The sequence below is a fragment of the Acinetobacter sp. ANC 4648 genome, from assembly GCF_002135345.1.
Classification (GTDB): domain Bacteria; phylum Pseudomonadota; class Gammaproteobacteria; order Pseudomonadales; family Moraxellaceae; genus Acinetobacter.
On sequence record NZ_NEGI01000008.1, the window covers coordinates 1 to 25,055 of the forward strand.

At 35.0% G+C, this 25,055-nt stretch carries 23 protein-coding genes and 2 pseudogenes; 18 read left to right on the plus strand and 7 right to left on the minus strand.

Features of this window, described 5'->3' with window-relative positions; translation table 11 throughout:
• From B9T27_RS12900 to B9T27_RS12920, 5 genes and pseudogenes are all read left to right on the plus strand, one after another.
• A pseudogene (locus B9T27_RS12900) lies at positions 1-1,130 on the plus strand (hypothetical protein); the annotation flags it as partial.
• Positions 1,123-1,353 (plus strand): hypothetical protein, encoded by a 231-nt coding sequence (locus tag B9T27_RS12905; protein ID WP_086207225.1) that lies wholly within the window; start codon positions 1,123-1,125, stop codon positions 1,351-1,353. The pseudogene B9T27_RS12900 and the gene B9T27_RS12905, both read left to right, overlap by 8 nt.
• Before the next feature lie 63 nt (positions 1,354-1,416).
• Complete coding sequence (locus tag B9T27_RS12910; RefSeq protein WP_086207226.1) at positions 1,417-1,695, plus strand: phage holin family protein; 279 nt, start codon at positions 1,417-1,419, stop codon at positions 1,693-1,695.
• Entirely contained in the window at positions 1,695-2,279 is a 585-nt protein-coding gene (locus B9T27_RS12915) for a lysozyme (protein WP_086207227.1), read from the plus strand. The genes B9T27_RS12910 and B9T27_RS12915 overlap by 1 nt, the downstream gene beginning before the upstream one ends.
• Positions 2,280-2,466: 187 nt before the next feature.
• Complete coding sequence (locus tag B9T27_RS12920) at positions 2,467-3,018, plus strand: hypothetical protein (protein WP_086207228.1); 552 nt, start codon at positions 2,467-2,469, stop codon at positions 3,016-3,018.
• A 237-nt stretch (positions 3,019-3,255) separates the two neighbouring features.
• On the opposite strand, the gene B9T27_RS12925 is transcribed toward B9T27_RS12920, so the two are convergent.
• Both B9T27_RS12925 and B9T27_RS12930 read right to left on the minus strand, forming a co-directional pair.
• Positions 3,256-4,554, minus strand: a complete 1,299-nt coding sequence (locus B9T27_RS12925; protein WP_086207229.1) for a Y-family DNA polymerase — start codon at positions 4,552-4,554, stop codon at positions 3,256-3,258.
• Entirely contained in the window at positions 4,551-5,132 is a 582-nt protein-coding gene (locus tag B9T27_RS12930) for a LexA family protein (RefSeq protein ID WP_086207230.1), read from the minus strand. Before B9T27_RS12930 ends, B9T27_RS12925 begins: the two co-directional genes overlap by 4 nt.
• 910 nt (positions 5,133-6,042) lie before the next feature.
• On the opposite strand from B9T27_RS12930, the gene B9T27_RS12935 reads away from it, so the two are divergent.
• Together B9T27_RS12935 and fumC are read left to right on the plus strand one after the other, a co-directional pair.
• Positions 6,043-7,047, plus strand: a complete 1,005-nt coding sequence (locus B9T27_RS12935) for an SDR family NAD(P)-dependent oxidoreductase (protein WP_086207231.1) — start codon at positions 6,043-6,045, stop codon at positions 7,045-7,047.
• Between the two features lie 118 nt (positions 7,048-7,165).
• Positions 7,166-8,560 carry a class II fumarate hydratase gene (gene fumC, locus B9T27_RS12940; RefSeq protein ID WP_086207232.1) on the plus strand — a complete coding sequence of 465 codons (1,395 nt, stop codon included), beginning with the start codon at positions 7,166-7,168 and terminating at the stop codon, positions 8,558-8,560.
• 536 nt (positions 8,561-9,096) lie between these two features.
• Here the strand turns inward: fumC and B9T27_RS12945 are convergent.
• From B9T27_RS12945 to B9T27_RS12955, 3 genes are all read right to left on the minus strand, one after another.
• Positions 9,097-10,041: a sensor domain-containing diguanylate cyclase gene (locus B9T27_RS12945; protein ID WP_086207233.1), complete on the minus strand. Its 945-nt coding sequence runs from the start codon at positions 10,039-10,041 to the stop codon at positions 9,097-9,099.
• A 528-nt stretch (positions 10,042-10,569) separates the two neighbouring features.
• Complete coding sequence (locus tag B9T27_RS12950) at positions 10,570-11,367, minus strand: AraC family transcriptional regulator (RefSeq protein WP_086207234.1); 798 nt, start codon at positions 11,365-11,367, stop codon at positions 10,570-10,572.
• Positions 11,368-11,370: 3 nt separating this feature from the next.
• Positions 11,371-11,760, minus strand: coding sequence for a hypothetical protein (locus B9T27_RS12955; protein WP_086207235.1), 390 nt, complete (start codon positions 11,758-11,760; stop codon positions 11,371-11,373).
• A gap of 612 nt (positions 11,761-12,372) precedes the next feature.
• On the opposite strand from B9T27_RS12955, the gene B9T27_RS12960 reads away from it, so the two are divergent.
• The 10 genes from B9T27_RS12960 (at position 12,373) to B9T27_RS13005 (ending at position 21,900) form a co-directional block, all read left to right on the plus strand.
• Positions 12,373-13,896, plus strand: a complete 1,524-nt coding sequence (locus tag B9T27_RS12960; RefSeq protein WP_086207236.1) for a TerC family protein — start codon at positions 12,373-12,375, stop codon at positions 13,894-13,896.
• 329 nt (positions 13,897-14,225) lie between these two features.
• Positions 14,226-14,717, plus strand: a complete 492-nt coding sequence (locus B9T27_RS12965; protein ID WP_086207237.1) for a hypothetical protein — start codon at positions 14,226-14,228, stop codon at positions 14,715-14,717.
• Between the two features lie 150 nt (positions 14,718-14,867).
• Positions 14,868-15,470, plus strand: coding sequence for a nitroreductase family protein (locus tag B9T27_RS12970; RefSeq protein ID WP_086207238.1), 603 nt, complete (start codon positions 14,868-14,870; stop codon positions 15,468-15,470).
• Positions 15,471-15,944: 474 nt separating this feature from the next.
• Positions 15,945-16,394 carry a DUF2946 family protein gene (locus B9T27_RS12975; protein WP_086207349.1) on the plus strand — a complete coding sequence of 150 codons (450 nt, stop codon included), beginning with the start codon at positions 15,945-15,947 and terminating at the stop codon, positions 16,392-16,394.
• A 252-nt stretch (positions 16,395-16,646) separates the two neighbouring features.
• Positions 16,647-18,080 (plus strand): cytochrome ubiquinol oxidase subunit I, encoded by a 1,434-nt coding sequence (locus tag B9T27_RS12985; protein WP_086207240.1) that lies wholly within the window; start codon positions 16,647-16,649, stop codon positions 18,078-18,080.
• Positions 18,073-19,077, plus strand: coding sequence for a cytochrome d ubiquinol oxidase subunit II (gene cydB, locus B9T27_RS12990; protein ID WP_086207241.1), 1,005 nt, complete (start codon positions 18,073-18,075; stop codon positions 19,075-19,077). The genes B9T27_RS12985 and cydB overlap by 8 nt, the downstream gene beginning before the upstream one ends.
• 10 nt (positions 19,078-19,087) lie before the next feature.
• Complete coding sequence (locus tag B9T27_RS12995; RefSeq protein WP_086207350.1) at positions 19,088-19,207, plus strand: DUF2474 domain-containing protein; 120 nt, start codon at positions 19,088-19,090, stop codon at positions 19,205-19,207.
• Positions 19,208-19,349: 142 nt separating this feature from the next.
• Positions 19,350-20,159, plus strand: coding sequence for a hypothetical protein (locus B9T27_RS13000; RefSeq protein ID WP_086207242.1), 810 nt, complete (start codon positions 19,350-19,352; stop codon positions 20,157-20,159).
• Positions 20,156-20,320: a hypothetical protein gene (locus B9T27_RS14935; protein WP_171263404.1), complete on the plus strand. Its 165-nt coding sequence runs from the start codon at positions 20,156-20,158 to the stop codon at positions 20,318-20,320. Before B9T27_RS13000 ends, B9T27_RS14935 begins: the two co-directional genes overlap by 4 nt.
• Positions 20,321-20,418: 98 nt before the next feature.
• Positions 20,419-21,900: a PLP-dependent aminotransferase family protein gene (locus tag B9T27_RS13005; protein ID WP_086207243.1), complete on the plus strand. Its 1,482-nt coding sequence runs from the start codon at positions 20,419-20,421 to the stop codon at positions 21,898-21,900.
• A 48-nt stretch (positions 21,901-21,948) separates the two neighbouring features.
• Here B9T27_RS13005 and B9T27_RS13010 read toward each other — a convergent pair whose 3' ends face one another.
• On the minus strand, positions 21,949-22,503 hold the full coding sequence (locus tag B9T27_RS13010) for a thermonuclease family protein (RefSeq protein WP_086207244.1): 555 nt from the start codon (positions 22,501-22,503) through the stop codon (positions 21,949-21,951).
• Positions 22,504-22,725: 222 nt separating this feature from the next.
• Positions 22,726-23,644: pseudogene (locus B9T27_RS13015) on the minus strand (LysR family transcriptional regulator).
• Positions 23,645-23,750: 106 nt separating this feature from the next.
• Here B9T27_RS13015 and B9T27_RS13020 point away from each other — a divergent pair.
• Entirely contained in the window at positions 23,751-24,995 is a 1,245-nt protein-coding gene (locus B9T27_RS13020; protein WP_086207245.1) for an acyl-CoA dehydrogenase family protein, read from the plus strand.
• Positions 24,996-25,055 lie beyond the last annotated feature (60 nt).

A 25,055-nucleotide genomic window follows, 5' to 3' on the forward strand; every position in this document is an offset into this window, starting at 1 on the left:
AGCCTGAAATTCCTGAATATATTGGTTCGACAGATCTGAATTTTAATTGCCTATACCATGATATTGATGCACACAACGTAATTTTAAACTTTGGAGTAGATGACTGTATTCCAGCACTACTGAATAGGAACTGGTGGTATATCGTGAATGAAATATCTGTAAGTCGCTTAGATACTGGAACCAGCATTCAAGTGCTGGATGGTAATTACAGTACTGACCGAAGTCGATGGTGTTGGTCTTATTCACTGACAGTACCTGCAGCTGAAATCAGTAAGCTTGAACCCATTAATTCACAACCGGTGATTCTTAAAATATTGGTGAATGGTCATGAGCATCATATGTTGCTTGAAAATCGGAGTAGATCCCGAAAGTTTGCACAAACCACTTATACCGTGACAGGCCGTAGTCAATCAGCATTGCTTGATACGCCATATTCATCAACACGAACTTATCTGCAGGAGAATGAAAGAACATCGGTACAGTTGGTGCAAGCAGAACTGGATCGAGTTAACAGCTTGGCCAGTTTGAATTGGCAATTGATTGATGAGTTGGGTTGGATTATTCCAAGCAATAGTTTGAGTTATTCAAATCTAACCCCGATCGCCGCAATCAAATTGATTGTAGAGAGTGCTGGCGGTTTTATTTACAGTGAAAAATCAGGGAATCGCCTCAGCATCAAGCCGAAATATAAAAAGACCTTTTGGGATTCTTTGGCAATTACAGATTATGACCGTTTAATTCCTGAAAGCATCGTCACAGATCTATCTACGGACTATGAGCTTTATCCCGATTACAACGGCATGGCTTTAAGCAATGACCGCAATGGATTAACAGGGCAAATTAAGCGAACAGGCACTGCAGCAGATACTTTACTTGAAACGGCTAATAATCCGCTATTTACGGTTGAAAGTATGGGGGCATTCGGGAAAACTGCATTGGCCAAAGCTGGTATGTTGGAAACCCATAGTTTGGTCATGCCTATCAGTGAGCAAACTGGCGAGTGTGCACCTGGTGAATTAATTGCATTCAATGCTGAATGGTGGGGAATAGTCGACAGTGTCAATGTCTCCTTTACCCATGCAGTGGTGACTCAAACGATTAAGGTTGAACGGGTGAATCGAGATGAGTAATGCATTAAAACGCCTATTGGATCTCATGCCTAAAGCCCCTGAATTTATTGGAACCATTACCAGTGAAGATCATCCTAATTACAAGGTTCTAGTGGTTGATGGTAGCGGATTGGTCTTATGCAGCAGCAACAGCAAGTATTCAGTTGGAGATCGAGTAGTTGTTTCAGAGAATGAAATCAAGCGTTCAGCACCAACAGGTGCAGTCGTGCAAATCGAAGTTTAAGTCTTAACAACAAAATCAGGCACCGAAAGGTGTTTTTTTATTGCCAAAAATAAGGGGAATCACATGCAAGAGCATGAAAAAACGATACTTACATTAATTTTTATTGGGGCGCTTATTGGTATGAGTCGTCTGTTGGTTTCAAATGAACCTTTGTCCTGGCGAATGATTGTAGGTCGAACCATTCTAGGTTCAGCAACATCAACCATTGCAGGTATAGTACTGATCCAATTTCCTGATTTAAGCCCTATTGCACTTGTGGCGATTGCCTGTGCATTGGGTATATTAGGCAGTACATTCATTGAAGAGTATTTAAAGAAAAATGCTAATAAGTGGGGTGGGTGATGAAGACTATATTTGATTTCTTAAGAAAGATCAGCGGTGGAAGGCTCACTCAAAAACAGGTGGATGCAGCTAATAGCGCAATCGCCACAGCTTCAGATACTGTAATTTCAGAAATGCTAGGCATTGCCATAGATGAAATGTCAGTGAGTAATGCTGGTATCGAAATGATCTGTGGCTTTGAGGGGAAACGTCTTATTGCCTATGACGATGGTGTGGGAGTCTGGACCATTGGTTTTGGTACCACGATTTATCCAAATGGCATACGCGTTAAAAAAGGTGATACTTGTACTGAAACACAAGCCAAAGCCTATATGGCGCATGATTTAAAGAAGTTTGAACAAGCTGTAAATGATGCTGTGAATGTACCTTTAAATCAGCATCAATTTAATGCGTTGGTGTCACTAACTTACAACATTGGAGCTGGTGCATTTAAGGATTCGACTTTACTTAAAAAACTCAATACTGGTGACTATCAATCTGCTGCCAATCAGTTTGATGTATGGGTAAAGGCAGGAGGTCGGACGATGCAAGGATTAGTAAATCGTCGTAAAGTTGAAAAGGTATTGTTTAAAAAAGCCCTTTAGGGGGCTTTTTCGCATAAGCACCATTATGTTAAATGGAGGGCTGTTCAGGTGAGTATTTTTCTCTTAACTTACTAGATTCGTAAACGATATTTTTTATTGTTAGTGACACTCAGCTAGGTACTAGATAAAATATTATAATTATCAATAATTAATATATTTTTATAATTAAGTAGCCATCAGGATTCTTATGAGCCTCGATATAAAAAGAATTGAAAATTACAATGCAGTATTGAAAGAGATTTCTCCTTTTGGTAATAAATATATTTTATTCGGCTTTGGCTTTATAGTTCTTTTAATTTCAATTTCTTTGCCAATCAATGAATATTACGGTATTACGATAGTTGGACAATCAGATAGCTTGGGTGTCAAACATAGAATCCTTTTTGAAACCTTAAATTTTCTAATAATATTGATAAATATTTATATATATCTGTTTTATAAGATTAAAGGTTTTTCTCCCTCTCTTGTAAGAGGCTTAATTTCTTACTACAAGAATTATATTCTTATAAAAAAATCAAAGTATTCTTTCTTTCAGCTTTTCATAATTATTCTTTTTACTTATCTCTGTTTACTATTGAGTATTTTGTTTATTGATCCTGGTCCACCATCAAGATATGGGTGGTTTTATCATGCCTTCATCTATTTCTCTATGATCTATGCATGTCTTATGTATTATATTTTCACTGTATTCTTTGCAGCTATTTTGGCAATGAATGAAATGAAAAAATATTTATCGTAAGTTTTTGAACTCCGAACCTTATAGCTAATTTTTAGATTCCCTAAAATTAACATAATACAGCTTATGCGAAGTACTTGATTTATTTCTATTAGCATCAATATCTTAGTTAAAGTCATTACTTCACTCTGAGTAAAGTAATGACTTATTGATTGATTTTTCAGGTTTCAGGTTTCAGGATAATATCTTTAAAAGCTTGTTCATTTTTTTTATTAGTCAGGATTAATAATTTATTTTTTATCACTTCATGATCACCAACAACTCATCCCACTTAAAATAATTTTTGCTTAATTTATCTCGACACATTGACCAACTTCGCCCTGGTATAAAACAAGGCCCAACAGCTATTTTTTTCTTACCAAATTTCTGCTGTACCGCTTCTAAAGCATCCATTAAATCATCTGATTCTTTGATTATCGACATATCTGTAAGTAAGTCATAAGTATGTGTCGACTTCGGTTCAAGTCCTGTTAGGATCACGCCACATTTCTTATATTGAATGCCTTCTTTAAAAATCTGATCCAGTAAGCCTATCGAGAGTTTAACCAGCTCTACAGCATTGTCTGTGGGTTGAGGTAAGGCATAAGAACAAGACTTATTGTAGAAGGGGATATTTGCATCAAATGGATTGGATTGTACAAAGACCACAATGCAACCACACAGTAGTTTTTCATCACGAAGTCGTTGAGTGGCGTCTTGCACATACATAGAGAGTGCTTCTTTTAATTCATTCAATTCGGTAATACGCTGACCAAAAGAACGACTGGCCACAATTTGCTGTTTACTTGGTGGTGTATGTTCAATTTCAATACAGGAGATGCCTTGTAGTTCTAATACAGTCCTTTGCATTACGACTGAGAATTGCTTTCCCAACACTTGTGGTTGAGATATGGCCAGATCAAAGACCGTATTGATGCCCATGCTTTGCAACTTCTTACTATGTTTACGACCAACACCCCAAACCTCAGCAACGTCGATTGATTGGAAAATAGATTCTGTAACTAGTGGGTCCATTTCAACTAAATTACAGACACCATTAAAATGCGGATTTTTCTTGGCGATATGATTGGCCATCTTGGCTTCAGTTTTAGATCGACCAATTCCGACACAACACGGCAATCCAATCCATTTAAAAATTCGTTTACGCATCTGTTGCGCATAATTACTTAAATCATAATTCTGCGGATAACGACTTAAATCTAAAAAACACTCATCAATGGAATAAACCTCTTGCTCATGTTCTGAAACGAAGGTGCTGAGGATCTGCATAAAACGACGCGACATTTCAGCATAAAGTGCATAGTTACTGGATAACACGATAATATTGTGCTTGTGCACCAATTCTTGGATCTGAAAGAGTGGAACAGCCATCTTAATACCAAGGTCTTTAGCTTCTTGCGAACGTGCAACAGCACAGCCATCATTATTGCTTAAAACAATCACAGGCTTTCGATTTAGACTAGGATTAAAGACCCGCTCGCAGGAGACATAACAGTTGTTTACATCAATCAGGGCAAAGACCTTATCCTCATGTTTCATTTTCTTTTTCTGGCATTTTTGAGAATAAAAGTCACCACCCCCCAAATCACTAATTCTTGATCACCACTAAAATGAATATCGTCATAATCTGGATTTTCAGCCTTTAACCAGCTGCTGTGATCGTCATTCAGCATTAGACGCTTCACGGTAAATTCATCATCGACTAAAGCAACCACAATATCTTCGTGTTTAGCTTCAATGCTGCGATCTACAATCAACTCATCATCCACCTCAATGCCAGCACCCAGCATCGATAAAGACGCGACCTTGACTACGAATGTCGCACTCTCATTTTTAATCAAGTGCTCATTCATATCTAAAGTTTTATCAATATAATCTTGCGCAGGAGAGGGAAAGCCAGCTGAGACTTTTTCACTGGCCAATGGGATGTGCATTTGCGTAGTAGCATTCATCATTTTAATGGATGCAACATCATTAAATTGAGGCTTAGATTTCTTGAGGTAGTTTTTAATTTCAATGACACGAGATGCAGGAATACGCACTACTTTAGTTTCTTCATCATAGAGACTTTTACGACCTGCACCAGCTCGAACTCCACCGTTTTTAAACTCGCTCATTTGCGCTCAGCTGATTACGTTACATAATCAATAAGTCTAGAGAGCTGTCAAAACAAATTCAAATTTATAACTTGTGGATAATCAAAGGTCACTCAAAAAAGCTTGGCTTGTTGAGGTTTATCCGATAAAAGGGTTTTCGGTGCAGTGACAAACTCGTTACTCATCTCAAAGAAGAAATGATGTGCCTTTTCATGAGTCGTGCTTAACCAGTCTTTACGGTATTCATCGGGAATAACGATGATCTATTTCATTTCATCTTTTGGTTAATGAACTGAGTGCTATGGCTTACTTAAATACTTAAGAAAATGACATGCTATCCGATAGATTAAAATAGGAATACCAACAAGAAGCAGAGTAGATAATATATATGATAACCACACTGGTACTCCAAACCCAAAAGAAAAAGTAAACACTAAGTTATTTAGAGCCTCAATTGGATTGAGGTTAAAAAAACTAAATTCACCGCCACTACCTGAAAAAAAATAGCAAAATGCTAAAAACGTAAATAGAGCAAGTAAGCCACTAATTGATTTGTGTATTTTCATCTGAGTTTCAACAAGTTAGAGATATAGAAGTAAAGCCAGTCGTTCAATTTTAATTTCTCATATTTATCAACTTCATCAGATTGCATGTCAATGCAATGAAGTATGGCCTGAATAAAAATGAGTTATTATTCATGTCATAAACAATATACGTTTAATAGCCATCATTACAACATATGCAAATAATTACAACACATCCAATATGGTGAACCTGTAAAATAATAAGGACAGAAAGCTCTTGAGGGTTAGAGGATTCAAGAGAATTTGAGTTATTTTTCGCTTTTAATATTTGCGGATAAGATATCAAAAGCACCAAAACAACACCAATAGTCTGTAAGGCTTTGATTATGATATGGAGTATCTAAACAATGATTTTAGTGACTGGTGGTCTAGGCTTTATTGGCTCGCATGTGGTTTTAAGCTTGTTGGCTCAGGGGCAAGAAGTCGTCATTGTGGATAACTTAGCCAATGCGAACTTACAAGCATTAGAACGACTCGAATTTATCACGGGTATGTATGTGCCTTTTGTTAAAATAGATGTGCGTAATACGCCAGCTCTGAATAAAGTTTTTGAGCAATATCCTATTGATGCAGTGATAAATGCAGCAGGTTTTAAATCGATTGAAGAATCAAGACTTAAACCACTTGAATATTATAATGATAATGTAAGTTGTATCATGAGTTTGTTACGTGCAATGCAACGTACAGGAATTCGTAACTTGATTCATTTATCTAGTTTAGCTGTTTATGGGGTGTCTAGTTTAGAGTTGAATGAAAATACGCCATTGAATTATACCTATCCAAATCCTTATATCAAATCTCAACAAATGATTGAAACAATTATTGGTGATACCTTCCGCACAGATAATGAATGGCGAATCGCTATTCTTCGTGTTTCGAATGTAGTAGGTGCATTTGAGCATGGTGTATTAGGAGAATTGGTTCCACCTTTACCGAAGAATATTGTACCTCTGGCGGTGCAAGTTGCAGCAATGCAACGTGATGCCATTGAGTTACAGAATCATGCCGATACCTTAGATCAAACAACAGAGCGAAGCTTTGTGCATGTACTTGATGTTTGTGAGGCGATTAAAGCTAGTTTGTATTGGTTGCAACAACAGCATCATTGTTGTGAGGTTTTTGATATTGCTGGGGAAATATCTTCCATCCAGAATTTACTTGGAATTGTCGCAAATGTCACAAATGCCAATATTAAAACAGTAGAAGCAGCATATCCTTTTGAAGAGTTGGCGCAAACGGCTTCAAATAGTCAAAAAGCTGCGGAAATATTAAATTGGCATGCGAAACGATCATTAAAACAAATGATTGAAGATGAGTGGCGTTTTTATCAGAATACATTAAACTTCAAATAAATTGATAATGATAATTATTTGCAATAAAGTATTGGCTTGATTACCATCTAATTAACTCGCGATTGCAAGAACATTCGCAAAAATTGCAATTATCTTAATTTAGTAACCAGAGGTTGATATGCAAACACGTACTGAACATGACACCATGGGTGATGTGGAAGTTCCAAGTGAAGCAATGTGGGGAGCTCAAACCCAGCGTAGCGTGGAAAATTTTAAAATTGGTACGGAACACATGCCTAGACCAATGATTCGCGCTATGGGCTTGGTCAAAAAGGCAGCTGCTATCACCAATGCAGAATTACAGCAAATCCCCAATGAACTATCTCAATACATCGTTAATGCAGCAGATGAAGTTATTGCTGGCAAGTGGGATTCCCAGTTTCCATTGGTGGTTTGGCAAACAGGTTCTGGTACGCAAAGTAATATGAACTGTAATGAAGTGATTGCCAATATCGCCAATCAAAAATTAGGTAATGCTTTAGGTTCCCAGAAACCAGTGCATCCAAATGATCATGTTAACCGTGCGCAATCAACAAATGATTCATTCCCAACGGCAATTCATGTGGCTGCAAGTCTACAGATAAATGAGCTATTGATTCCTGCAGTTCAACAATTGCGTGATACCTTGAATCAAAAAGCTATAGATTTTAAAGATATTGTTAAAATTGGACGGACGCATTTACAAGATGCAACGCCATTAACACTCGGACAAGAATTTAGTGGCTATGTTTCTCAATTAGATCATGGTATTAAACGCCTACAACAAGCTTTAGTGTGGTTATATGAATTACCTCTCGGTGGTACAGCAGTTGGTACTGGTTTAAATGCGCATCCCGATTATGCAGAAAAAGCGGCTGCAGAATTAGCAAGACTTACTGGTTTATCTTTTATTACAGCACCAAATAAATTTGAAGCATTGGCAGGGCGTGATGCTGCTGTATTTGCTTCAGGCTCGCTAAAAACCTTAGCCGCTAGTCTAAATAAAATTGCTAATGATATTCGATGGTTGGCAAGTGGCCCGCGTTGTGGTTTAGGTGAATTATATATTCCTGAGAATGAACCAGGTTCAAGTATCATGCCAGGCAAGGTTAATCCAACTCAATGTGAAGCGATGACTATGGTGGTTGCTCAAGTGATGGGGAATGACACGACTATTAATATCGCAGGTGCTTCAGGTAATTTTGAATTAAACGTATTTATGCCTGTCATTGCTTATAACTTGGTTCAATCAATTCAACTCTTGGGTGATGCTTGTAATAGTTTTAATGAGCATTGCGCCGTTGGAATTGAACCAAATCGTGAAAAAATTGATTATTTTCTACATAACTCGTTGATGTTGGTCACTGCATTAAACCCTGTGATTGGTTATGAAAATGCAGCGAAAGTTGCAAAAACTGCTTATAAGCAAGGTAAAACTCTGAAAGAAGTCGCCGTTGAATTGGAATTGGTCACATCTGAGCAATTTGATGAAGTGGTGCAACCCGAAAAAATGGTTCATCCAAATGCTCAATAAAGCTAAAACATAAATTTAATCATTAGCAATATTTTTCATCTAAGCTTTAAGTAAGCACAATGTACCTTGGCAAATTTTTGCTGATGATTTATCTTAAGGAGAATGACTATTTATAGAAACACGAATTATTAAATAGTTTTGCATTAAATGAATTCGGTAGTTCAGCCAATTTAAAAGCCACTTTTAATAAGTGGCTTTTATTTTTTATTGATTTATATCAAATGGATGGTTAATAACAAGGTTCGCATCATTCCAAGTGATCGGATAGCCAGACATACACACTTTGGTCATTTTTTAGTTGTATGACTTCTCAAGATATGTATTGAATACTTTGCTTCTATTCAAAAATTCTCTAAAAATATATTGTGCTTCTATTTGTATGCACATTATTATTAAATTTAATTCTAAGCTACTTCGAGTCAGTCTCCAATCCAATAGGATTTATTGTACTTGATCTAAAAAAATTATAGTCTCTCCACCTTGGTCTAAAGGATTGCGCCGAGCTCACAGAATAGTTAGCTCTTACTATTGTATTTTTAATATGATGCAGATTTGAGAAATTTTTTATGTTTATACATTTTTTCATCAGCTTCTTTGATTGCTTGAAATAGTCCATATGTAGGATTACGCATAGCGAGTCCTATTGCTGCGCTGACGTTAACTTCAGCAAAAGCTTGAAGAACTCTATTTACTAAAAGCTCAGCATTCATGAGATTATTCTCAATGCTCAAAATAGCAAATTCATCACCACCCAAACGAGCAACAATATCATTACTACGTACACAGTTTTTTAATGCTCTAGCTGCTTTCTGAATTAGGTCATCCCCCGCATCATGCCCCAAGCTATCATTTACAGTCTTTAAGTTATTTAGATCAATCATTAAAATAGCAGTAGGGTGTCCATAACGTTTACAACGTTCTTCTTCTAAACCAATTAAGTTATTCCATGCCCTACGGTTGAATAGTCCAGTCAATGAATCACTTAGAGCTTCTTCTTTAAAACGTTCACGTTGGCGTATTTGTTCAACTTCTCGTAATTCACCTTGTAAAATATAACTGAGCATTTGTCCTAACAAATCAATTAGACCTGCTTCTTTCATGATAGATTCTGATTGGGGTTGTGGATCAATAGCGCAGAGCGTACCAAAAAGAGAACCATCTTCTTTTATAAGTGGCTGGCCGATATATGCCTTAATATCCACTTGTTTACCTATAGGCGCATTTGCATAAAGTGGAATATCTTGTGACCGCGGGGCAATTTTAGGGGCTTTGCCTTGTACCATGTGAGAGCAGAAAGAATCAGACCAACGAAATACCTGACCTGATTTAACATTATATCTATTGTCTTCGGCTTGAAGTACAATCCAATCATCACCCTCAGTACGAGTAATCATCCACAAATTATAACCAAATCGTTGATATAAAAACTTTAAAACAGTTTGTCCCGCCTCTGTAAAGTTTTTAAAGTTAATATTATTCATTCAATTACCCTTGTCTTAAAAATACTAGCTTTTTTGTAGCCCCAATTCGATCTAAAGCTAATTCAGCTTGATAAGCATCTTCTGAAAGAACTTTAAGCATGTATCTTAACCCTTACCCAAAAAAATACAAAATAACAAGATTTATATCAGGGTTGTAGTTTAAAATCACATAAAAAGTTAAGTAGAGTTTATTTACCTTAGGATTATTTATATAATTTTACCAATTGTTATTTCAGTAAGTTTAAGTGATAAAGCACATTCAAATTATTGTTTAATATATCTTTACTACTGATAAACTATGTTAGATTAGCAGTGTGTTATTTTTCATCAAGTATCCATTAATCATATTTGCCAAATAGAATCCAGATTCTCAAATACAAGCTCTTTAATTTATTGAGCTATTTGAGTATATTTCGGAAATTCTACTGAGTTGTCGGACACTATACGAATTCCATCAGAAGAGAAGGTAAGTTATACAACTATTTTGCTATCAGTAAGGCATTATATCAAAATTTTGCTGAATCATAGTTAACCTTTATTTTCTTCATTCATACATTCTATATAGAATTTTTTTGGTGAATATTTCATTGTCTTTTTGAACATGGTAATGAACGAACTATCTGATACGTAGCCTAATTCATTTGCAATATAAGAAATGCTATGACCATCATTGAGTAGTTGCAAAGCAAGAATAATATGTAAACGTCTACGCCAATTATTTAATGAAAGCTTAGTTTCTTCTTTAAATACACGTGTTAAGCTTCGCTCACTAATACAACAAATAGAAGCCCATTCTGCTAAGCTGGTTTTTAAATAAGGTTGATGAAGCAATGCATTACTGATGATTTTTAATCGTTTATCTTTAGGTAAGGGGAGATATAACCATTGTTGTGGTGCATTGATGATTTCATCGACCAAGACTTGCATTAAGTGGGCATCTGTACTGTTAATGGCGTAATTGGGATGTATTAATTCGGCACGTTTTAATAATGCACTTAAAAAGTCACTGACTTGGATGATTTGGCAATCATTGCTATAAAATATATTCTGTAAAATAAAAACAACATGGCAAGTTGAAATTCCTACACCAGTTGGGGAGTGGGGGGTATTCGCAGGAATCCAAATTGCAGTTTTGGGTGGGACAACCCAAATTCCTTTTTCAGTAGACACTGTAATCAAACCAGAAATGGTTGCCATAAGCTGACCATATTCATGTTGGTGAAGTCCTATTTCCCAATCGGGTATCCCGGAATCAATTTTTAGTACAGCAACTGAATCTTTTAACCGATCGGGAAAATTTACATCTTTTATATTTTCAACAATCATAATTTACGTATTAAGCAATTTATCGATAAGCATATCTGATTCTTGTTTGCTAGCAACCACATACATTAGATAACCTGAGAATTGTGAATACATTTTAGAAAATTGTTCCGCTTTAGCTTTCTGTTCGGGGACTTTTTCAATATGTACTAGACCTAGAACACGTTCAGATAAGGTGACTCTATTGGCCTTTACCCAAGCAGCAGCACGTTTACGTGATTCATGGTCACCATCTTGTTCTGCTTCATCAAATGTACCTGAACTTATAAATATGAATTTTTGATTTTTAGCAAATAAGGCCTCAAACTTTCCAAATAAATCATCCAAAGATTGTTTATCTTCAAATTTGTAGCTGAGTGTAATAATCGGGAAGTCAGTTTTGTTTGTGATATACATATGTAACGACCTTAAATGATAATGATTATCTTTATTGTATTGTAATGCTAAAATATAACTTTTTATATTGAGCCATAAAATTTATCAATCCAGCCATTTTAAATCATATTTTTATCTGAACAGCATTTTGAAAATTAAGAGGTCTATTCTTATGCAATTGGATGCATATTGTTATTGATCAAAAACAATTCTAAGGTTTGTCTAGATAAATTAGACGTTATTTTCAAAAGTATCACAGTTGAGAAATCAAGGAAAAGTCTAAAATAGATTATAATTTAATTTATTGGTGGAACATCTCAAGCTTGGATAAAAAAAGACAACCTATCTCTTTGTGTTTTTTATTTATCTTAATTTATTGATATTAAAATTTAATTTATTGTTATTGAAAATATATTACCTATTTTGAAGTTTAAAATTTTAGTGATTACTCTAATTAAGTTAAATTTATTAAAGTTTTTTTCAAAAAATTATAAAAAATTTAAACCTTAAACTTCAAGATTATGCATAATCAGTTTAGGTATATTAAAAAAGGTTAATTTATATGGATCCTTCGCCGGGTATAGGTTTAACACAAAGCAAAATTGCTGCTAGCTTTTTGAGGAATATGGGCTAATGGAATTTTTGTTAGATCCAGGAATTTGGATAGGTTTACTAACCCTTATTGTTTTAGAAATTGTTTTAGGTATTGATAACCTCGTTTTTATTGCCATCTTAGCTGACAAGCTTCCACCTCAACAACGTGACAAAGCCCGTGTAATTGGTCTTTCCCTTGCGTTAGTGATGCGCTTAGGTTTGTTGTTCGCTATCTCTTGGTTAGTCACTTTGACTAAACCGCTCATTACTGTCTTTGATTGGACGTTCTCAGGTCGAGATCTGATTCTCTTATTTGGTGGTTTATTTCTGCTTTATAAAGCAGTAAGCGAATTACATGAAAGAATGGAAGGTAAGTCTGAGGTTAAAGTTACAACAAATGTTGTGTATGCAAGTTTTACTGCAGTTGTAGCACAAATTGTAGTGTTGGATGCTGTATTTTCTTTAGATTCGGTTATTACTGCCATTGGTATGGTCGACAATATCTATGTGATGATGGCTGCAATGATTGTAGCGATGGCTGTGATGTTACTTGCTTCCAAGCCATTAACTAATTTTGTAAATCGTCATCCTACTGTCATTATTTTGTGTCTAAGCTTTTTACTTTTAATTGGTATTAGTTTGATTGCTGAAGGTTTTGGTTTCCATATTCCAAAAGGCTATATCTATTCAGGTATTGGCGTTGCGATTGTGATAGAAGCTTTTAATCAGTTTACTCAGCGTAATACTACAAAGCATGAATCAAAAATTCCATTGCGCCATCGTACCGCAGATTCCATCTTAAGATTGATGGGTGGAAAAATGGAAACGGTTACCGATGATGCCCAGCACTCTCAAGCTCAAGAAGCATTTGCTGATGAAGAACGCTATATGATTGGTGGGGTATTAACCCTAGCTGAAAGATCAGTAGCATCTATTATGACTCCACGAAATCAAATTTCTTGGATAGACATTAATGAAACGCCTGAAAGAATTCGTGAACAGGTATTGTCTGTGCCGCACAGCTTATTTCCAGTATGCCGTGGCAGTTTGGATAAAGTCTTGAGTGTGGTTCGTGCTAAAGAAATTTTAGATGTACTCGATGATGAAGTGCAGCTGAAAGCTTTAATCAAACGTCATCGTCCTATTTACATTTTTGAAAAAATGAAAGTGATTGATGCTATTAATACCTTACGAACATCTAAAGGTTCATTAGTTTTAGTCAATGATGAGTTTGGAAATGTGCAAGGTTTAATTTCTCCGCTTGATGTATTCGAAGCGATTGCGGGAGAATTCCCTGATGCAGATGAACAGCTTGACTTAGTGAAAGTGGGTGACCATACATGGAAAGCATCAGGGATGCTAGATTTGTATCAACTTGAACTTGAATCAGGATTAGACTTAGTTGAGGAAGACACAGATTACATTAGTGTTGCTGGATTAATTCTAGATAAATGTAATGGTGTAGTAGAGGTTGGCTCAACTTTAAATTATCAAGGTGCACACTTTGAAGTAACAGAGTTAGATGATAATCGAATTAAGACAGTAATGATTACTTTACAATAATTCATATCTGTCTAAAAAATCCCTCATAAATTTTTATGGGGGATTTTTAATTCACTTCACTGAGTTATTAATAAATAAACTTCAGTTATTTTAAATGCTTTGAATAGCCGTCTAGTATCAGCTCAAAGTTGAAATTTTTTGCAGTAACATGTCAGGAAATTTATCATTGAGTTCAGTGCTGGTCTAAGTAATTACCTTTAATTTATGAAAAGTAATCACACACAATTATTTATAACTATTGCCTTAAAGCAAAGCCTGTCTTTAGCATTGCATAAACTGTCATAATTGTTAAAATGCCTTTCTTTTTCTGTTCTCATTGGATCTTTTTAATGTTTGATATTTATTTAACTGATGTTCAGAGCCATGTTCAATTTAAAGATTATCCGGGTGAACATCCAGTTAAATTTGTTTTGAGTTTCAAAAAGATTTTTCCAAGTGTTATGGAGTTACTTCTCCCTGTACTTCCAGATGATGAAAATCTGGATAATATGACTTGGGAATCGACCAGTAAAGATTTTGAGATATTTAAAAAATTACTCAGTGGTTGGGGAATTATTGAACTCCGCTTGCAGGCTATTCGCCAATTTAAAAATAAAGATTTTGCCGATCAAATGGTGAAAAAAGCGCAAGTAAAACGTAAAGAATTTGCTAAGCAACACAAACTATTAAAGACCGTGGAGTTAGACTATTTATTTATGCATGAAATTCATGGTTTGATTGATGCAGAATTAGTGGATTTGGGTGAAAAATTTTATTTACCAGTATTACGTGAGCTGTGGAAAAATGATGTCTCTAGCAGTGTATTAAATGCAAAATTTTGATTTTCTATAGTATTGAAACATCAATAAAAAGGACACATCTGCTGTCCTTTTTATTTTATTTATAAAAAGCAACGAAAAACAATCATAAAAATATTTTTTAAGTTTTAATCGCAGCCTATACTCATTCAATAATCAAAATAGGATTTAACAATGTCAAATAACTTCCAAAGCCTGCTAGAAAACCGTCGTACTATTTATTCGATTGGTAAAAATGTCAAACAAAGTACTGAAGAGCTAACCGAAATTATTGAAAATGCCATTATTCATTCGCCTTCATCATTTAACTCACAATCATCACGTGCTGTTTTGTTATTTGGTCAGGAACATGAGAATTTCTGGAACATGGTCTTTGAGAAGCTAAAAGAATTTCTTCGTGATGAAGAAGCAGAAGCACGAACTCAGGCAAAAATTGCAAGCTTTGCAGCTGGTGTAGGAACAGTATTATTTTTTGAAGATATGGATGTGGTTGAAATGATGCAGGAGCAATTTCCAGCTTATGCAGATAACTTTCCTGTTTGGTCTGAACATTCAACGGCTATGGCACAATTAGCAACTTGGACGGCCTTAGCAGAACATGGTGTAGGTGCATCTTTACAACATTATAATCCAATTATTGATGATCAGGTACATGCAAAATGGGAGATTCCCTCAAATTGGAAATTACGTGCGCAATTGGTTCTTGGTTCAATTGAAAAACCTGCTGGTGAAAAGTCATTTATTGATAATGCTGTTCGTTTTAAAGTGTTTAAATAATTACTTTACTTTATTGAAGTGAGATATAAAAAAGTAGATAGAAATATCTGCTTTTTTATATTGATTCGATATATTTTAATCATTGAAGCTATTCTTCACAATATTATGGTTGAGTCTCGTATTTCCCCGAGGAAATACCCAATAATTTTATGATTCTTAAATTAATTATTTATTTTTACTAATTAATAGGGGGTTTATAAAACTGATGACTTTGACTTTTGTTTACGTGAACTTTAAGCAGTTCTCATTTAAATGAATGTATGTTTGATACCACTTTAACTTACGTTTGTTTTATATTTAAGCCATTGGCATAAAAAAGACCAATATAAAGTTTTTATTCAGACCACTTTAAAATTATATTTTTATAAACTATAGTTACATCAATAATGTTGACAAGCTTACTCGGATTATCGCTTTAGCTTGCATAAAATGCATTATTTGGGTTTAAAATATCTTTGGTTTGAGACTTTGGTTTTGTTAAGACGCAGTGGTTTACTGCTTGCATTAGCAACAGTACTTTTACAGCTTGCGGTATTTTTGCAACCGCTCCTACCGGATCAGTATCAAATTGCTCCGGTCTGTGAACATATTACCCATGCGTTATTACATCCTTCCACATCTGAACTACAATCAAACAAGCATATATCTAGTTTTACTCATCATTATCTTAATTTAGATCACATACATGATGATGTAGTTGTGAAAAGTGATGATTCACATCATCATGAAATGAATCATCAATGCCAATATTGTGTTGTATATGGCCATCTGGTCTTACCGCCAGAACTTGGTGTCAAAGAAATTTTACTTCGTATACAAATCCGTTTGGTGGCATTTGTTCAAAATTTTAAGCACGTCTATTTTAATCTTCAACGTCTCTTTTTGATCCCTCAAGGTCGAGCTCCACCTGTTTTCTTTACATAAAAATATTCATTGGTCATTAAATTTAGACCGTAAACAATGATTTATGTAGAGATTAATCGTGATTATTCAAATTTCCTTAGAAAAGATGGAAAGAGATTTTGCTAAAAAAATTTTCATATTTTTCCATAAAATAGTATTGATTAAGCAATATTCTTTAACGTTATTTCAGCAATTGCTTTTTCAAGCAAACCAAAAATTATCAATGTGTAATGATGCATTTAAACCGGCACAGCGAATGAAGAAGGTGGTGCTATGACCTTAGGTTTAACAGCACTGGAGTTAGCAAGAATTCAGTTTGCATTTACTGTTTCATTTCATATTATTTTTCCTGCAATTTCTATTGGCTTAGCAAGCTTCCTTGCTGTTTTAGAATGGCGTTGGTTGAAAACGAAAGATCCTATTTATAAAGATTTATTTAAATTTTGGGTCAAAATTTTCGCCGTAGCTTTTGGTATGGGAGTGGTATCTGGTGTTGTAATGAGTTATCAATTCGGAACGAATTGGAGCGAATTTTCCCGTATTGCGGGGAGTATCACTGGCCCATTATTGGCTTATGAAGTCTTGAGTGCTTTCTTTTTAGAAGCAGGCTTTTTGGGAATTATGCTGTTTGGTTGGGGGCGTGTTGGACCAAGAGCACATTTCTTTGCAACTGCTATGGTTGCTCTAGGGACTTGTATTTCAATGTTCTGGATTTTGTCATCCAATAGTTGGATGCAAACCCCACAAGGCTTTAGCATTGAAAATGGCATTATTATTCCAGAAGATTGGTTTGCGATTGTATTTAACCCATCGTTTCCATATCGTTTAGCACATATGGCAGCCGCTGCATTTCTAGTATCTGCTTTATTGGTTGCTAGTACAGCTGCTTGGCATTTATTAAAAGGCCGCCGTGATGAATTAGTTAAAAAATCATTTTCTATGGCAATGTGGATGATTTTAATCCTAGCTCCATTGCAAGTGGTTATTGGAGATAACCACGGTTTAAACACACTGAAGCATCAACCTGCAAAACTTGCTGCGATAGAAGGCCATTGGGAAACCAATCATAACGAAGGTATGCCACTTTATTTATTTGGTATTCCAGATATGGATGCTGAAGAAACTAAATATGCGATTGGTATTCCTAATTTGGGCAGCCTGATTATGACGCATACGCTGCATGGAGAGGTAAAGGGGTTAAAAGACTTTGCCCCAGAAGATCGTCCAAATTCATTGGTGGTATTTTGGAGCTTTCGCATCATGGTTGGCCTTGGTATGCTTATGATTTTACTAGCAGCTATGGCACTATTTCTGCGTAAAGGTGGCAAACTTTATGAGAATAAATGGTTACACCGTTTCGCATTGGTCATGGGGCCATCTGGTTTTATTGCTTTATTAGCCGGCTGGTTTACTACTGAGGTAGGACGTCAGCCTTGGGTCGTTTATGGGGTGATGCGTACTAAAGATGCTTTATCACCTGTCTCTGCAGAACAAGTAGGATTTACTTTAATTCTTTTTGTGGTGGTGTACTGCATTGTTTTTGGTATTGGTATTTATTACATGCTGAAATTAATGCATAAAGGCCCTGAGTTTATTTACTCAATGCCACCGCATAGTGAAGAAGCTGTTATTCAAGCGTCTAAACGTCCGCTAAGTAGTATTGACGAATCTATTGATGACCAAAATCAGGAGAAAGAACATGATTGATTTATCACTGATCTGGATTGTGATTATTGGCATTGGGGTACTCATTTATGTCGTACTAGATGGTTTTGACTTAGGCATTGGTATTTTATTTCCATTCATTAAAGGGCAGCAAGAACGTGATGTAATGATGAATACTGTTGCACCTGTTTGGGATGGTAATGAGACTTGGATGGTTTTGGGAGGTGCTGGCTTATTTGCAGCATTTCCTTTGGTTTATTCAACGGTATTGTCTGCATTATATCTACCGATTATTTTAATGGTCATTGCACTTATTTTTCGTGGAGTTGCGTTTGAATTTCGCTTTAAAGCAAATCGAACCAAGCATCTTTGGGATAAAGCTTTTATTGGAGGATCAGTCCTTGCTAGTTTTTTCCAAGGCATGATTTTGGGTGCTTATATTCAAGGAATAAAAACAACGAATGGGATTTATACTGGTGGTGGTCTGGATTGGTTAACGCCATTTTCTATATTTACGGGGATTGGTGTTGTTGTATTGTATGCAGCTTTGGGTTGTGGTTGGTTGATTTTTAAAACAGATCATGACTTACAACAAAAGATGTATCAACTAATGCCGAAGTTAATTATTGCTGTATTTATTATCTTTGGCTGTGTCAGTATTTATACGCCGTTAGCGCATCCTGAAATTGCTGTACGTTGGTTTAGCCAACCGCAGTTAATGTATTTTAGTCCAGTACCTATTTTAGTAATTATTTTTACGGTACTGGCTTTACGTGCATGTAAACAACAAAAAGAACTTAGTCCATTTCTTTACACCTTGGCGTTGGTGTTCTTAGCTTATACCGGCTTTATTATTAGTTTATGGCCATATGTAATTCCACCTTCTGTGACTATTTGGCAAGCAGCAGCGCCTGCTAGTAGTCAGTTATTTGCATTGATTGGAGCATTGATTTTAATCCCGATTATTTTAATTTATACAGGATTATCGTATTGGGTTTTTCGAGATAAGGTACGAATTGGGGATGAAGGCTATCATTAGGATGATTAATATGAAAATTCCTCATAAACTATCTGAAACACAATGGTTTATTGTTCTATGGCTCTGTGGATTTTTAGCATTGCTACTAATTGCAGGCATGTTTAGGATGCTAATTCAATTAGCCTACTAAATTTTTGAAACATGAAATTGACTGATACAAAGTGGTCTGAATAAAACAGACCACTTTGTTTTTATAAAGCAGACCACTTTTCAAATAAGAACATTTATATTAAAAAAATAAACTTATTTGGCTTCAATCCAACGAGGCAATCATGTCGCATAGTATTAGCTTTGAATTTTTAATAGATTTATTTGAATCTACATTAATTGATAGAGCCAAAATTTTACAAAGATTGGGGTTGAAATCAGTCAAAGATTTTGATCAAAGTCTAAATTTTAGTCTTGCACTGAGATTAACGCAAACAACACAGCATCAGTATATTGTTCAAACCTCTACTTTAGAAAATAGCCTAAGCTATTTATTTTCACCTTTTATCAATTCAATACTCAATCAAAAAACAGTCTATATTGCACCGCGGCAAAATATTGTAGAGCGAGTTTATTCTGAATATTTCCGTTTAGATGCACTTGATTTAAATAAGCGTCAAATTTTGCTTGAAATGGATCTTGATTTAGATTTGGTCAGTGCTGCTTTTAATCCGACAGAGTTCCAATTTTATGCCTTAGCAAAAGCACTACTTGATCCCAATTGTCAGCATATTTTTTTCATTGGGCAAAGTAGTTTAGATGATGATATTAAAAAACAGATTGTAAAAACGGTAAAAATTAATATTGATGATATTGAAGTTATGCAAGGTTCTATTGATGTCAGTCAAATTGATTTCAAAAAATTATTTTGGAAAAAAAAATCAGTAGAGATTGCTGAATTATGTCGAAGCATTAGCCATGCTAATGCGCCGTTAATTAGTCAGCAGTTTAATCTAAAACTATCAGATGCAGAACGTCTCATTGATGACCTGATGTATAGCGAGCATCTCTTGGAAAAGTTGTCGGTATTTGGTGAATTTACTGAAACTATTTTTAAACACGCATTTAAGTCTGAACAAGAGGTGTACTCATGATTGAACAGCAAAAGTCATTTCCTTATTTAATCGTCGGCATTAGTATTTTGTTAGGTTGTATGTTTTTAGGATTTTTTTATTTGGCAGTGACCAGTGAACCTGAATATATGCCATCACAAAAAAGAGCCGCCGTTGCAACAACGACACATAATGGTCATTAAGATCTTAATTTTAATGTTATATAATCAAATCATGAAATGCCTTATTACAGTAAGGCATGACATTTTAGACTTATATATTGAAAATACTTGGATTAATAATGAAACAAAATGAGTTTATCCAGTTATTAAATTTACAACTGGCTCAGATTCAGGAAAAAAAACTTAGAACTAAAATTTATTTAGCGATTAAAGCCACACTGCCACAACTAAAATTACAACAAGATTTTAAATGTCCATCTACCCGATTCTTATCTGAAACTTTAGGTGTGTCGCGTGATACGTTAGAAAAGGTCTATGCGCAACTTGAGCAAGAAGGATTCTTTTTAAGAATTAAAGGTAAGGGTACATTTATTCGTGCTCAACAAACTTTTACGAATTCGAGGCTTACTGTTTCGCATACTATAGAACGCGAGATAGACTACCAATTGCCAGAAAATATAGAGAATTTAGAACAATTATTTTTTGATCAAAATTTAAATTTTTTTGCAGATGGTATGCCTGAAATTCGAAATTTCCCCTTTAGAAAGTGGTATGAAAATGAAAAGAATGTATTGAATCAAGAAGGTCTAAAGATTTTTTTGAAAGACAATGAAGCAGGTGATACGTTATTACGGGAACAGATCACGCAGTTAATTAATCTGCATCGCAATACAACGATTTCTGCCGATCAAGTGCTCATTGTTAATAGTACGCAACAAGCTTTATATTTATGTGGACGCGTTTTATTTAGTCCCCAAGATAAAATAATATTAGAAAATCCATATTATTCGGGTGCATACATTCTATTTAAATCAATGGGATTAGATTTACATTGTATCAATTTAGATAGTGAAGGTTTAAAAATTCAAGAGTGTGCACAGATCAGCAATCCTAAAGCGGTCTATGTCACACCTGCAAATCAATATCCCAGTGGTATTCAAATGGGAGAGCAACGCAAGAAACAAATTATTGAATATGCAGAAAAAAATAATAGTTATATCATTGAAGATGACTATGATGCCTTGCTGTTAAATAAGTCAAAAAATACCGCAATTTTAGGATTGGATCCTTACCAGCGCACCATTTATCTTGGTTTATTTAGTAAATATATTTTACCCAGTTTAAGACTGTCTTATTTAATTGTACCTAAAGCTTTAGTTGAGCCATTTAAACGCTATCGAAATTATATTGATGGTAGTGCGCCATCTAAATATTTCCAAATGTTACTCGCAAACTTTATGCAAAAGGGTCATTATTTTGAATACTTAAGACAAATGCAGCAACTTTATTTGCAACGATATCAATATTTTATTCATTATTATGATCTGTATCTGGCTGATTTTTGTTTCATCAAAGACCATCATCCAAGTATGCAAATAGCGTGTTATTTTAAAACTGAAATTCCTGTGACTTTAGAGGGAGCATTAGTAAAAGGTGCTGAATTAAAAGGCATTGCATTAACAGCACTGAGTCAGTTTTATGAGTTTGATATTGAGTATGGTTTTGTACTGGGATTTTCATCATTGAACCATACAGAAATTCGGCTCTGTATGGTTCAATTAAGAGAGCTTATTCAAAATGAATTAGCACGTTTGACTTAGGACTTATAAAAACTAAAAAGCATTATTGATACTGGTTGGTATAGCAATTTATTTATTTTGTTTACGATAAATACTAGGATGCATCGGACGGCTATTTTTCCATAAGCCTTTTTTCTGCTTTTTGGCTTTGTCTTGAAGTGACATCATATACTGCAGATATTTTTTATCTTTGATGTATGCTTCATAGACCCAAGCTGCACCACGTTTGACCATCTCTTCATTCATGCTTTTACGGTAACGGTAAATCACTCCCACACAACGGCCATAACGGTCAACATCGGTAATTTTTACGCGGACCCATTTTTGGTGCACCATGCTTTTAATCAGACGCGCTGATTCTTTACCATAAGCTTGACTCGATTCTGGCGCATCAATGTAAGCAAAACGCAACTTGGTTTCTGAGCGTCGGAAGTTTAAACGATGGCAGGTGAGGGTATCACCATCGCTGATAGCTGTAACGCGACAATAATAACTTTTCCCTTTTTTAAACGGCTTAAAAAAAGCACTCAAAAAGGTATAAGTTTTACGAAAAATAAATAAAAAAACTAAACAACAAATGAAGCCTAAAACCATAAGCCAAACAGGGGAGAGATTTGCCAACATAAAAAAAACTTTGTTGAAAGTAGTTTGAAAAATTCAAACTAAATGCAGCAATAAAAGAGAGATAAGAAGCATAGTCTAATTCAAATAGTTAAAAAGAAGAGCCGAATAAATAGACAACTAGTGCTGCAGGTTCTATTAAATAAACGCTTTGCTCATTTAAGCAACAGATTAAGTGCTGAAATTAAAATAAAGAATAAATAGACAAAATTACTTCTAAATAGCCTAAGCAAAAATTTTGGAAATTTCGTCACGCAAAAAAATATGTCTTAAATTTTCTTTTAAATTTACATGCCAATAAATACCCATATTTAAATTTGGCAATTCAATTGGTAAATCAAAAACTTGAATGTCAGATGATAAAGATAATTGTGACAAAATCTGCTTAGGAATAGTCAGCATAGTTTGAGAATTTCTCTCTAAAACTTGTAGTGCAGTAGAGTAATGCTGACAACGTAAAAAAACCTTCCGAGAAAAGTCTTTACGATTCAAATAAATATCTTCCAATAAAACGCCAGTTCTTCGTGATGAGACACCGATATGTGGAGAAGAAACATATCGCTCAAGATCTAATTTTTTTTTGTTGGGTACAGATGACAAATTTATCTTGGACTAAACTTTTAAATTGAATTTTATCACCATAATTTTGCTCAAGATCAATAACAAAATCAATTTGCTGAGTCGCAAGTTCAGTCACGACATTTTTACGTTCTAGTTTACTACTTAAAAATTCAATATCTAAATCTAGCTTTTGAAAATGCTGAATTAATTTTGGAAAAATAATGGGTTCAATCTCATCATGTACTGCAATTTTTAAGCTTTTGATCATACTCGGATCAAATTTTTGTTTTTGTAAGGTAATACTTTGAATACTATATAGTGCATTTTTAATAGGAGGATAAATTTGCTCTGAGAATGGTGTTGGTGACATCCTATGACCAACACGGATAAATAAATCATCTTTTAATTGTTGTCTTAAGCGTTGAAGTGCATGACTAGCCGCAGATTGCGTAATACATAAAATTTGAGCAGCTTTAGAAATACTTCTTTGTTCATAAATCGCAATAAATAGGGGGTATAAATTAATATCGATATGGTGAAAAAACCCCATATCAATAATGGCATTATTATGTGTAAAATTCATAATTGAGTATTGAGTTAAATCATTATGTTCATAATAGTTTTTGAGTTAACGTGTTGTAAAGATCTTTTCGTACATCGTTAAGTACAATACATTTAAGGATAAAATGATGTTTGAACTCTCAGCACAAGCTCAAGATTTTGTTGTACGGACTAAAGATTTTATTAAGAATGAAATAGAACCGATTGAAACAGCTTTTTGGAATGAAGTGCATACACTAAATGAAGGTGGAGATTGGACTAAATGGCAATGGCCCGCTCAATTAGAAGATTTAAAAAATAAAGCCAAACGAGCAGGGCTTTGGAATATGTTCTTGCCTGATCCTATTTTAGGGCAAGGATTATCTGTACAAGAATATGCTCATATTGCTGAACTTACGGGACGTAGCTTAATTGCACCCACCATATTTAATTGTAACGCACCTGATAGTGGCAATATGGAAGTGTTGTGGCGCTATGGTAGTGAAATACAAAAACAACTATGGTTAAAACCACTCTTAGATGGAAAAATTCGTTCAGTATTTTGTATGACTGAGCCTGAAGTCGCTTCTAGTGATGCTACGAATATGCAAGCAACCGCGGTCATCGTTGGTGATGAAATTGTTTTAAATGGGCGTAAATGGTGGTCATCTGGCTTAGGTGATCCGAATGCAAAAGTTATTATTTTTATGGCACACACACCAGATGAAACAAAAGATCGTCTTCATCAACATTCTATGGTCTTAGTACCTATAGAAACCGTTGGTGTAAAGATTGAACGTATGCTACCTGTATTTGGTGATTATGATGCACCACATGGTCATGGTGAAATTAGCTTTGAAAATGTTCATGTTCCAGTTGAAAATTTTATTGGTGGTGCAGGTCAAGGTTTTGAAATTGCCCAAGGTCGCTTAGGACCAGGACGTATTCATCATTGTATGCGCTGTATTGGCGCTGCGGAAAAATCATTAGAATTAATGATTGATCGTGGGATGAGCCGTTCTGCTTTTGGTCAAGAAATTATTAAACTCGGTGGTAATTTAGAACGGGTAGCAGAAGCAAGGGTTGCGATTGATCAAGCACGACTTTTAACCTTGTATGCAGCCTATAAAATGGATACTTTAGGAAACATGGCAGCTTTGACTGAAATTTCAGCTATTAAAGTGGTAGCACCGAATGTATTGGAAAAAGTCGTAGATATGGCTATTCAAATACATGGTGGTGCTGGTGTATCACGAGATACGCCATTGACTGGTTTCTTTGCTCAAGCACGTAGCCTCCGTTTAGCTGATGGCCCAGATGAAGTACATAAGAGTATGATTGCAAAACTAGAACTAAAAAAACGTGGTTATGGCTCAGCTAAAAAAGTAATGTAGCTTTAGGATAAATAAAAAATAGGATTTCATTGCTATTAATGCAACGGATTAAAATTTTAA